Source organism: Microbacterium sp. 2FI, assembly GCF_005502885.1.
GTDB lineage: Bacteria > Actinomycetota > Actinomycetes > Actinomycetales > Microbacteriaceae > Microbacterium.
Map to the genome: position 1 here is coordinate 69,219 of NZ_SCMR01000009.1, position 11,564 is coordinate 80,782.

The following is an 11,564-nucleotide window of genomic DNA, read 5'->3' on the forward strand; positions in this document are numbered from 1 at the left end:
TCACATCCCTCGCTGCGCCTCCCGGCGACCCTGAGCTCGCGCATCCGCGACGAGTCGCTCGAGCTCGGCGGCACGACGGCGGCGGCCCCACAGGAGACCGAGGGCGACCAGTCCGAGCGCGACGACGCAGACGAGCTGCGGCCACGGGATCGCCCAGATCCAGACCGTCTGCTCGACGGCATCCATCCTGAGCAGTGTGCCGTCGGGCATGACGATGGACTGCTCGACCACGAGCGGAAGCGCGATCAGGCCGAGGGGCCAGACGTCCGGGACCCGCAGCTGCGCGGTTCGGCGGTCGCCGGGCAGGAGCTCGGTCGGTGCCGCGCCCTCGCCGTCATCGGCAATCGCGGCACCGCCCCACTCAGTGCCTGTCGCGACCTCCAGTCTCACGTTGCCGGAGTTCTCGAGGTCATAGGCGAGCACGACATCGCCCGGGGCGAGAGGATTCCAGGCGGTGAGGTAGGCCCCGGAACCCTCGACACCCAGCGACGGCTGCACCTCGCCGTCGACGCGGACCATGACGCGGAATCCCACTCTGCTCTCCACGGCGACCTTCGCGCCCGCGTCCGTCCCCTCGGAGAAGATCGAGGCGGCGATTCCCGCGGCGTGGTCGCCGGGGGTCGCATCCATGGGGACCGTGATGGTGAACGGCACGATCGCCGTCTGCCCGGCGGCGACCGCGATCGTTGGCGCCACGTCGATCCAGGTGCCGGCATCCACCGATTCCCGATCGGACGCCAGCATGGTGAATCGGCCGGCCGGAGTGAAGTACCCGTCAGCGGCGGTGACCGCGAACGTGACATCCGTCTCACCCAGGTTGCGGACGGCGAGGTGCTCCGTCGCCACGCTCCCGGGCTCGGCCTCCTGTTCGACCCACGACCTGCCGTCTGCCGCGGCGGCATCCGCAGGCCGCACCGACCACGTGACCGGCGCTTCGCCCTCGGCCGACACCGACGCCCAAGCGCCCGGCGCCGACAAGATGCCCGCGCCGAGCGCTGCGAGCAGCGCGACGAGGGCAGAGCCGACCCGCACTCGGCGGGGAAGCGTCTCCATGTCGTCCTCGCTCTCCCAAGTCTCCGAAGTGGTACGGGGCCGTGATCGGGAGGCTCATCGATCACGGCCCCGGGTCCTGTCGTCACTCACATGTCGTGGCCGGGTACGGCGCATCCACCGCGAGAGTGACCGGAGCGCCGCCGATCTGCGCCTGCACCTGCACCGTGACCGCGCCGGCCGCGATGGCGACCTTGCGCGTGCTGAAAGCGTGCGTCACACCCGCGCCCGGCGCCACCGAACTGACCGACTTCGAGCCGTACGCCGACGTGAACACGACCGAGATGGGCACCTGCTCATCGTTCCTCGCCTGCACCGTCACCACAGCCTTCTTGGCGACGCACCTCGTGCTGGCGACGATCGTCACATCCAGCGCGGGAGCCGCCGGCTCGTCGAGCACGACCACCAGCCAGCTGAGCTGGACGTCCGGGCCGCGGGTCGGGCTCAGCGTGAGGGAGATCTCGCCGCCGGTGCCGACGGTGACGTCTCCGTAGGTCGCGGTGCTGTCGGCGGCGCCGTACACGTGCTCGGTCTCGACGACGCTGCCGTTGATGCTCACGCTCGCCGAACGGTCGTCCCACTGATCCCACGGATCGGCGTAGCCGGCGTAGACGGTGTAGGTGCCGGCCTCGAGACCGCCGAAGCGATACTGCAGGTCGTTGCCGTCCACGGCGTACCGAAGGGTCGAGAACATGTTCCCGTCCACCGTGCCGTGCGGCCGGCTGCCCTCACTCACGTAGCCCCACGGCTTCGCCGTGCCGGGATCCGCCCCGTACGCCTGGTCCGGTCGACTGTTGAGCACCGGCGCGCTCTGCTCCGCGGCATTCAGGAAGGCCGTCCAGTCGTCGGTGGGGATTCCGCCCGCGTTGACGACGTACTGCACCCCCTCAGGAACGACGGCGACGGTGCGGGTGAACGCGCGGTCGCCGAAGCCGGGCAGGGTTCCCGTGACGTTCACGACACCGGGGGTGTCGAGCGAGCCGTCGATCTCCCACGTGACCGCCTGGGTCGACGACTGCCCGTTCTGCGTGACGGTGACGGTCGGAACATCGAAGTCGTCGCCGAGAGCGATGCTCTCGGGCACGCCGGTGACGTCCCACACCGCCCACTGGTCGAGATCCTCGAGCGTCCATTCGTCCCACACCTCGACCGCGAGCGAGTCGCCGCCCTCGCCCATGTTGAGCGGCAGCCACACCATCTGGGCGTTCTTGAGGTCGCCGCCGCCGTTCCAGCGGTCGCCCATGTAGATGTACTTCCCGTTCTCGCGGTCGAGTGGGATCACCGACGACGGCTGCGAGTTCCAGGAGTTCTGGGTCCACCACGGGAACGGGTCGTCCTTCTCGGTCCACGTGCCCATGAGGTCGACCGATGTGGCCCAACGCGAGGGGTTGGGCGACCAGCCGGTCGTGCCGGAGGTGATCAGGAAGTAGCGCTCGTCGTGCTTGAAGATCGCCGGAGACTCCCGCGACTCTCCCACGAAGATGCGGTTGTAGTCCACGCCCAGCACAGCGTCGTCGGGAGACGTCTCGAGGTAGGTGTATTCCTCATCCAGCTTCGAGATGTACATCGTCGCGTTGCCTTCGCTCGAGTAGATGATGTACCCGGTGCCGTCGTCGTCGACGAAGAGATTCATGTCGCGCGCCATGCCCGGTGTATCCCAGCCGTCCGGTGAGTGGTGGAGGTAGTAGCTGTCGATGTAGCGGAACGGCCCGAAGGGGGAATCCGCGATCGCCACGCCGGCCTTCGCCTTGGCGTACTGGGCGGACGAGGTCTCGCTCGGTCCGTCCATGTGGGCCCACATGACCCACTTGCCGGTGGACTCGTTGTAGATGACCTTGGGTCGCTCGATGATCGGCGGCGTGATGCCGGGAACCGGCACTGTGCCGAGGTCGCGGTACACCGCGTCCTTCTGAGCCTGCGTGTAGTCGCCGTAGAGCGCGTCGAAGTACGGCTCGTCGAACTGCGCCGTCGACGACAGCGCCCGCAGAGCCACCCCGCGATCCGTCCAGTTGTAGAGGTCGTACGAGCTGTACACGTGGACACCCGGCGCCGAGTGGTAGCCGTAGGTGCGGTCTTCGCCGTAGAGGTAGTAGATCGTCTCGCCTTCGTCATCGGTCGACGTCACGACCTGACCGCCGTGGGCCTGGATCACGTTCCCTGTGGTGTCGAGCCACTCCTGACCGGGGTGGAACGACGTGTATCCCGCCGGCACCTCGTCGTCACCGTGCTCGGCCAGCGTCCACAGCTGGTTGGCGCCCCAGTTGGATCCCCAGAGGCCGACGGTCGCGCCTGTGCCGGTGGCCTGTCCCGCCACATCGAGCACGTCCTCGCGCTCGGCGTTGAGCAGATTGAACGTCTGCCCGTCCGTCGAGTTGACGAGCCAGTGGGCCGTGTTGTCGCCGACCGCCTGCTCGTCGGTCAGCGTCTTGAAGGTGGTGCTGCCGCCGTTCGAGGCGAGGGTGCGACCATCTTCGAGGCGCAGGGCGAAGCGATCCCGCGAGGTTCCCGGCTCGTCGATCAGAAGCGTGGCTTCCCACGTCTGCGCCGCGGTCGTGCTGCCGGCCGTCCCGAGGACGGCCGTCGACGACCCGGCGGCAAGCGGCTTTCCACTCTGCACGCCGATGATCGTGTAGGCCTCGCCGTCGCGCAGCGCGGGGGCGGATGCCGCGACGCCCGACACCTCCGAGACCACGAAGGTGGTCACCGACTTCGCGGGCACCGTGAGGGTCGCCGACTTCGCGACCGCGTCCACGGCGACGGCACTGCCCTGCACGAGAGCGTTCGCGGTGCGGTCGTGGTCCGGCGACTCCGTGGTGACGATCGGGGTCACCGTCGCGCCGGGTCCGATCTCAGCGAAGTGCGACAGGTCGATCTCGACGGTGCGGGCACTGCTGCCCGTGTTGGTGTAGACGAGCGTCGCGCCTGAACCGTCGGCGTCGAGTGCTGCGGTGGTGTCGTTGTCGTTCACCGCGACCAGCTGGTCGCCCGGTTCGATGTAGTGGGTGAAGTTGCGCAGTGTGTTGTACTTCGAGTTGACCTGGATGCCGCACGACGGGTCTGCGTCGCCGTCGGCGATCCGGCGCACCGAGTCGCCCTGCGCGTTGCAGTCGAGGTCGATGAAGATCGACCCCCAGTTCTTCTTCTCGACCTTCTCCATGTTGTAGAGGTCTTCGACCGGCTGCCACAGCACCCACGCCTCCGACTCGAGTTCGCGCAGGTCCGCCGTGACGAGCGAGGCGATGCCGAGGCCGTTCTCCATGGAGTTCGGATTCCACCAGTCGCCGCCCCAGTTGCCCTCGACCTCGCTCATCCACAGTGGCTTGCCGCTCGCCTTGGCGATGTCGCGGGCGCGGTTGCGGTCGCCCGTCGCGTACGTGTGGACGTTCAGCTGGTCGACGATGCCCTGTGTCGCCTCGTCCCAGCCGTACCAGTCGTCACGGAAGCGGCTCGGGTGGGTCTCGTCGGGTCCTGAGATCTCGGCCTGCGTGGTCGTCCCGGGCTCGGCGAGCTCGGCGTCGAGCGCCTTGATGACCTCGGACTGCAGCCAGGGCCCGGCGTGCGCACCCTCCTGCCGGCTCGCCGTCGTCGGCCAGCCGTTGCCGCCGAGCGCGGTGCCCCAGTAGTTCGTGTTCGGCTCGTTGAGGGGGTTGATCGTGTCGAACTCGATGCCGTGGGCGGACTCGACGTGCTCGACGACCGTCTTGACGTACGTCGCGAACGTGTCGAGTGAGTCGGTGCGGATCTGGTCATGGTTCGCGTCGAACCCGCCGCTGACGAAGCCGCTCTCGGTCATGAAGTAGGGCGGCGAGTTGCTGAACGCCTCCCACGTGTCGACGTCGTCCTTGATCGCGTCGACCCACGCGAGCTGTGCGGAGTCGGCCGAGAAGTCGTAGTCGCTCGCGTTCTCACCGGTCCACGCGGCGCGGAAGCGGTCGCGGTCGGCGTAGTCCGAGGTGATCGGCCCCTCCGCGTCGCTGAGTGGGGCGTCGGGGTTCCACCATCCGGGGACGGCGCCGCCGGGACGCAGGTACGGCGGAACGTCGGAGGCATTGCCGCCGCCGATGTTGTAACGAGCGATGTTGAGGTTGAGACCGTCGTCACCGAAGACCATCTCGATGAGCTCATCTCGGAGCTCGGCCGGGTAGTTGCCGGTGGCGTTGGCCATCCAGACCAGGCTCGTGCCCCAGCCGGTGAACGGACCGCTCGCGTAGGCAGGATTCGGTGTGAGGGTGCGGTCGGGCTCGGCCGCGGTTGCGGCGGGAGCCACGGCGACGGCACCGGCGCCGACCATGGCTGTGGCGGCGATCGTCGCCGACAGGCGGCGCATCGCGGATGCGGATCTCTCGGACATCTTCGTCTGTTCCGTTCTCGATGTGGCATGCCCTGTTCGGGCGGTTGGGGAGGGTGAGTCGGTGCGCGTCCAGGACCGATGGGGGGCGACGGCCCCGGACGCGCGGGGATCGTCGTCGATCCCCGTCGGGGGAGTTCCTATTCGAAGAGCGAAAGCGTGATGGTCGCGGCGTAGTCCCCGGGCTCGACGGTCGCCGGTGTGCGCAGGAAGAGGTTCGCCGTGGCGGTCCATCGGGACTCACCGGCGACAGCCTGCGAGTCATATGCGAGGGCCAGCAGCTCCTGGTCCACGAGGCCGACGGCGTCGGGCGAGCCTGCGTCCATGACGGTGTCGACGACGTCACCCTCCGCGATCTGTCCGGATTCGCCGCCGTCGATGAGCGACGGAGCCCAGCCGAGGTGCTCGGCGCCGATCGCGGGCTGACCGGCGTCGCCGACGAAGTCGCTCGACGTGCCGAGCACGTACCAGCCGACGCCGGGTTCGATCTCGTCGGGCGTGCGGGTGTCGGTGACGGTGACCGTGGGGAGCGACCCCGTGAATTGTCGGATCGTGGGCGTGGAGCCCGTCTCGGCGAGTGCCGTGCTGGAGCCCGCGACGCTCATCGCGAGCACTCCGGGCTCGTCGATCTCGGAGATCGAGACGTGGACGTCGACATCGTGGTCGCCGTAGCTCTCCTCGGCGACGGCGGCCGCCGCGACGCCGGTCAGCATCAGGGCGCCTGCCGTCACCGCCGACAGTCGCGCGATCATCGGCTTCGTGGTCATGGAAAGTCCTCTGGTTCTCTGGCGACGGCGGCTCTGCCGGCCTCCCGAGCGCGCGGCTCAGGGCTCCGCCGCGTAGCGGATTCGACCTCGTCGTCACAATGGTTTGCGCAAACAATGTTTGCGCAAACCATTGGTACCAGCGTCTTTGTCCGGTTGTCAACCTCGGACTCGGATCCCCCGCTCAGATCCCGTCAGATGCGTCCCGCGGCCCGCAGCTGCTCACGCCAGTCACCCGGCACGCGGGAGGCCGGACCCGGAGACGGCTGCTCGTCGGGCCGACTGGTGGGCGGAGCGAGCGACGGGCCGGATGCCGTGGCCTGCACCTCGTAGTCCCACCACCAGTCCTCACCGGGCTCGTAGCTCTGGATGAAGCGATGGCCCGACTCTCGGGCATGGGCGCTCGCGTGCTGACCGAGCGAGGTGTCGCAGCATCCGATGTTCCCGCAGGCGGCGCACCGTCTCAGGTGCACCCACCAGCCTTCGCGATCGTCGCACGCGTCGCACCCGGTGCCGCTCGGGGCGACCGATACGTCGATGTCGTCGCTCATGCGCACTCCTCCACGAAATCAGACCGCGAGCGCGCGGTGGACGGACGCGACGGCGCTCGAGCCCTCACCGACAGCGGCGGCGACGCGCTTCATCGACCCGCGGCGGACGTCGCCGGCGGCGAACACGCGCGGCGCCGACGTCTCGAACGGAAGCGGCTCGCGGCCGAACGACTGCCACTGGTCGAGGGACTGCACCGAGATGTCGGTGCCCGTGCGGAGGAAGCCGTCACCGTCGCGGTCGAGTGACGACAGCCACGAGGTGGCGGGTTCGGCGCCGATGAAGCAGAAGAGGCCACTCGCGGCGACATCGCCGATCGCGTCGATGCGCACAGTCTCGAGGCGGTCGCCGCCGTCGAGTCCTACGACGTTCGCGCCGGTGTGCACGTGGATGCGCGGGTCTTCGATGAGCCGGTCGACGAGGTATGACGACATCCGGGTGCCGAGGTCGCTCCCCCGCACCACGAGGTGCACGGGGCAGCCGTTCCCGGCGAGGTAGAGGGCCGCCTGGCCGGCGGAGTTCGCGCCGCCGACGACGACGACCGGCGACTCGCGGACGTGACGGAGCTCGAGCTGGGTGGCGGCGTAGTGGATGCCGGCACCCTCGAAGTCCTCCCACCGATCGAGGTTCAATCGGCGATACGCCGCGCCCGAGGTGATGATCGTCGATCGAGCGCGGATGATCCTGCCGTCGGCGAGCGTGACGTCGAGCAGGTCGCCCGCCTTCTCGAGCTTCACGGCCTCGCACGGCGCGTACACGCGCACGCCGAACTTGAGCGCCTGCAGGCTCGCCTGGCCGATCAGGTCACCGCCGCTGACCCCGAACGGGAAACCGAGGAAGTTCTCGATCCGCGAGGTCGAGGCCGCCTGCCCGCCGGGAGCGACGGCGTCCAGGAGCACCGTGTTGAGACCCTCGGATGCGCCGTAGATGGATGCCGCGAGCCCGGCCGGACCGCCGCCGACGACGACCAGATCCGCCACTTCGTCGCCCGTCGCCTGGTAGCTGAGCCCCAGGCGCTCCGCGACGATGCCGGGGGTGGCGTTGCGGATCGGCTCACCGTGGATGAACGCGATCGGCAGGTCTTCGGCGGCGACGCCGAGATCGGCGTGGATGCCGAGCTCGCCCGAAGACAGCTCGACGGCCTTGTGCACGAGATCGAGACGCTCGGCGAACCGGCGGAGCGCCATCAGCTCTCGCGACGAGCTCTCGCCGACGAACTTGAGCGTCAGCGCGGCGGTGCCGCGGCGCAGCGACTCACGACGTGCCCACAGCGCGTGCAGGATCAGGTCGCACAGCTGGTCGTCCTCGGCCATGAGGCGCCGGAGCTCCGTGCGCGTGACGCGACGGACCTTTCCGGCGGCCGACATGCGGGCCGACAGGAACGCGCCCTGGCCGTTGAGCAGTCCCAGTTCGCCGACGAAGGTCCGCGGACCTGTGGTCGTGACGACCTCTTCCTGGATCCAGAAGAGTGAATCGCGGACGACCTCGACCTCGCCCTCCTCGACCAGGATCAGGTCGTAGTCGCGGTCGCCGGATCGGAAGAGGTAGGCCCCCGCCTCGACATCCTCCGGCGTGCCGAAGCCGCGGAGGCGCTCCCATTGGGCGTCAGAGAGCTCAGGGCGCTGAATCGGATCCACGGCCATGGCTCCAGGCTAGCCAGACGCGCTGCGCGACGCCTCGAGTGCGCGGATGAGCGATTGGGCGTCGTACGGACCGGTGTGCCGGCGACCGTTGATGAAGAGCGTCGGCACCGACGTGATGCCCATCGCCTCGGCATCCAGCATGTCGTCGCGCACGCGACCGGTGACGTCGGCGGCGGTGAGGTCCTGCTCGAATCTCTCGACGTCGAGCCCGAGGTCTCGCGCCAGGCGGATGATGTCGGAGGGCCGCTGGTTCTCCTGATCCGCGAAGAGTCCCCGCTCGAACTCGAAGAACTTCCCCTGTCGCGCAGCAGCCTCGGATGCCTCGGCCCCCGCCAGCGCGTTCGGGTGATACGCCGTGAGCGGCGCGTGCCGCCAGACGTAGCGCAGGTCGTCGCCGAGCTGCTCGCGCACCTCCTGGATCGAGCCCGAGGCCTTGAGGCAGAACCCGCACTGGAAGTCGCCGTACTCGACGATCGTGTACGGCGCGTCGTCCGATCCGAACACGTGATCGCGCTTCGAGTCGACGGGCCGGGCGAGCGTCTGACCCGCGTCGAGGTCGGGGCGCGACGCGTCGGAGATGCGGAAGACGATCGTCGCGACGATGAAAGCGATGACGGATGCCGCGAGCACGCCCACCCGCGCCTCGTTCTGCACGGCCTCATCGTCGATGGCGAGATCGACGATGAAGAGCGAGATCGTGAACCCGATGCCGGCGAGCGCTGCTCCTCCGGCGATGCGGTCGAGCGTGAGGCCCGGACCGAACTCGCCGACCCGCATCAGCTTCATCGCGGCGGCGGCGCCGAAGCTACCGAGGAACTTGCCCACGACGAGTCCGATGACGATGCCCCACGTCACCGCGGACTGGAATGCGGCGGCGAGAATCTCGGGACTCACGACCACGCCGGCGTTCGCGAGGGCGAACAGCGGCAGGATGACGTAGGCGACGTACGGCGCGTATGCCGACTGCAGGCGCTCGTTGATCGAGATCGACTCGCGCAGGCTGTTGGCGGCCGCGCGGGCGTACTCGGTGTTGGGCGACTGCCGGAAGGTGCGGGCGAGGTCGAGGGCGTGCTCGACATCCCGCCGATCGGGTCGGTACACGGGCACGAGGAGGGCGATCGCGACGCCCGCGAGGGTGGGGTGCACGCCCGACGCGAGGAACGCGAACCACACGATGATCGCGAGCGTCGCGTACACCGGGCCACGCCCGCCGCGCAGGTAGCGGGTGAAGTAGACGCCGACGAGCCCGGCCGCAGCGATCAGCAGCGGCATCGGCGTGAAGTTCTCGGTGTAGACCAGCGCGATGATGCTCAGCGCCCCGATGTCGTCGACGACGGCGAGTGCGAGCAGGAACACGCGCAGGCGTCCTGGGACGCGCGGGCCGATCAGCGCGAGGGCTCCGACCAGGAAGGCGGTGTCGGTCGAGATGACGATCCCCCACGCCACCTCATAGCCGCTGCCCCGCGCGACGAAGACGTAGAGGAGCGCCGGGATCAGAAGCCCCGCGATCGCCGCGACGACCGGCACCATCGCACGCGACCAGCTCGTGAGCTCGCCGATCGCGAACTCGCGCCGTACCTCCAGGCCCACGGTGAAGAAGAAGATCGCCATCAGCGCATCGTTGACGAGCGCGTGCAGGGTGAAGTCGAGCTGGATGTCGCCGACGCCGACCGTCAGGTGCGTCTCCCAGAAGTCGTGGTACGAGCCGACCGCCACATTCGCCCACACGATCGCGGCGACCGTCGCGAGCAGCAACAGCAGCGCCCCGATCCGGGCCTGACCCATCGCCTGGATCTTCTCGGCGATCGAGCGGTGCCGGCGCGCGACCTGATCAACCTGTTCGGGGTCGGGCGATCGCTGGATCACCGTGAGGTTCGTCACCTCGGCAAGTCTCGTGCATCCTCCCGGTCAGGACAACAACGGCATGAGCCTCAGGGCGCCTCGGTGCTGGTCGGCGACGGCGACGGCTCGGGCGCGGGTGCCGCGAGCGCGGCGAGCGCCGTGTTGAAGGCGGTGAGGGTGGCCGCGTCGATCACTCCGGTGGGCTCGACGCCCAGCAGGGTCTGGGCCGTGATCACGGCATCCGTCAGTTCCGGCGTCCAGATTCCGTCGACCGGGCCGTTCCACAGCCCCACGAGCGACAGCGTCTGCTGCACCGCGGCGGTCGAGGCCACCGACTCTTGGGCTTCGGCACCGCCGAGCGCGATCAGGCGGGCCTGCAAGGCGTCGGCGGTCGCGTTGTCGACCGTTCCGGTGACGGGAAGGCCCGCAGCCTCTTGCAGAGCCTCGACGGCCTGGACGGTCTGCGGACCGTAGATGCCGTCGACGGCGCCTTCGTAGTATCCGGCGTCGGCGAGGTCCTGCTGCAGCGCCGCCGTGTACGCGCGCACGGCCGCGATCGCCTGCTCCTGCTGCTCGGCGGGGACGCACCCGGCATCGGCGAAGAGCCCCAGCCATGCGAACTCGAGAGCGACGGCGGCGCTGTTGAACAGCTCCGACGCATCCGCCAGCGGCGTCTCGTCGGTGACGGCCTCCAAGGCCGCCTCGAACTCCGCCTCGGCCTGGGTCACCCGATCGACCGTCGCGGTCGGGGCGAGCGGCACGGCGGTCGGCTCGACGGCGTCGGGCACAGTGGGCGTGCCTGTCGGGCCTGCCTCGGCCTCGGCCAGAGCGATGCGGGCCTCGGCGAGCTCCTGCTCGGCATCCACCAGCGCCTGCTGGGCCGCGACCGCGGCTTCGGCGCCCGCGAAGGCCTCCTCACGCGGGTCGGCGAGGTCGGCACCCGCGAGGCGCACGTCGCCGACGGTCGGCGCCGTGTCGTTGAGCACGTCGCCGTAGCGATCGAGCGCCGTGATGTACGTCTTGCCCGCCTCGCAGAACTCTGCCGACGCGGCCGCGAGCTCAGCCTCGGCATCCGTCACCGCATTCTCTTTCGCGGTGACCTGCGCCTGCGCGCGCTCGACGTCGCTGACGCTGTCGGAGCAGCCGGCCAGTGAGACGCACACGAGCGCCGCCCCCAATGCCGCGATCACTCGCAGGCCCGTGATGGATGTCATCGCGCCAACCCCTCCGCTGGGAACGTGGGTCGCTCGACCGCACACGCCGAGTCAAGCGACCCGGCACGCGCGCCACATCATCCGCGGTGGATGAGAACTGCGGCATTTCCCAGACGCAGAAGGGCGCCCCCTCCCGGGGACGCCCTCCTGTGCT

The 11,564-nt window shown here is 69.3% G+C and carries 7 protein-coding genes; all 7 read right to left on the minus strand.

Features of this window, described 5'->3' with window-relative positions; all coding sequences use genetic code 11:
- Positions 1 to 1,053, minus strand: a complete 1,053-nt coding sequence (locus FFS15_RS09420) for a hypothetical protein (protein WP_137844768.1) — start codon at positions 1,051 to 1,053, stop codon at positions 1 to 3.
- A gap of 82 nt (positions 1,054 to 1,135) precedes the next feature.
- Positions 1,136 to 5,401, minus strand: a complete 4,266-nt coding sequence (locus FFS15_RS09425; RefSeq protein ID WP_137844769.1) for a family 43 glycosylhydrolase — start codon at positions 5,399 to 5,401, stop codon at positions 1,136 to 1,138.
- Between the two features lie 137 nt (positions 5,402 to 5,538).
- The gene (locus FFS15_RS09430; protein ID WP_137844770.1) at positions 5,539 to 6,165 is read right to left on the minus strand and encodes a hypothetical protein; all 627 of its coding nucleotides are present in this window, start codon (positions 6,163 to 6,165) and stop codon (positions 5,539 to 5,541) included.
- A gap of 191 nt (positions 6,166 to 6,356) precedes the next feature.
- A complete protein-coding gene (locus FFS15_RS09435) occupies positions 6,357 to 6,713 on the minus strand; it encodes a UBP-type zinc finger domain-containing protein (protein WP_137844771.1) in 357 nt (118 codons plus the stop codon).
- Between the two features lie 18 nt (positions 6,714 to 6,731).
- Positions 6,732 to 8,354: an FAD-dependent oxidoreductase gene (locus tag FFS15_RS09440; RefSeq protein WP_137844772.1), complete on the minus strand. Its 1,623-nt coding sequence runs from the start codon at positions 8,352 to 8,354 to the stop codon at positions 6,732 to 6,734.
- 9 nt (positions 8,355 to 8,363) lie between these two features.
- Positions 8,364 to 10,235, minus strand: a complete 1,872-nt coding sequence (nhaA, locus tag FFS15_RS09445; RefSeq protein ID WP_137844773.1) for a Na+/H+ antiporter NhaA — start codon at positions 10,233 to 10,235, stop codon at positions 8,364 to 8,366.
- Positions 10,236 to 10,285: 50 nt separating this feature from the next.
- On the minus strand, positions 10,286 to 11,410 hold the full coding sequence (locus FFS15_RS09450; protein WP_137844774.1) for a peptidoglycan-binding domain-containing protein: 1,125 nt from the start codon (positions 11,408 to 11,410) through the stop codon (positions 10,286 to 10,288).
- Between the last annotated feature and the right edge of the window lie 154 nt (positions 11,411 to 11,564).

What these genes read in the sequence shown, in the direction of transcription:
- FFS15_RS09420 (WP_137844768.1), bottom strand. Translation starts at nt 1,053, where the DNA reads ATGGAGACGCTTCCCCGCCGAGTGCGGGTCGGCTCTGCCCTCGTCGCG.
- FFS15_RS09435 (WP_137844771.1), bottom strand. Translation starts at nt 6,713, where the DNA reads ATGAGCGACGACATCGACGTATCGGTCGCCCCGAGCGGCACCGGGTGC.
- FFS15_RS09450 (WP_137844774.1), bottom strand. Translation starts at nt 11,410, where the DNA reads ATGACATCCATCACGGGCCTGCGAGTGATCGCGGCATTGGGGGCGGCG.
- FFS15_RS09425 (WP_137844769.1), bottom strand. Translation starts at nt 5,401, where the DNA reads ATGTCCGAGAGATCCGCATCCGCGATGCGCCGCCTGTCGGCGACGATC.
- FFS15_RS09440 (WP_137844772.1), bottom strand. Translation starts at nt 8,354, where the DNA reads ATGGCCGTGGATCCGATTCAGCGCCCTGAGCTCTCTGACGCCCAATGG.
- FFS15_RS09430 (WP_137844770.1), bottom strand. Translation starts at nt 6,165, where the DNA reads ATGACCACGAAGCCGATGATCGCGCGACTGTCGGCGGTGACGGCAGGC.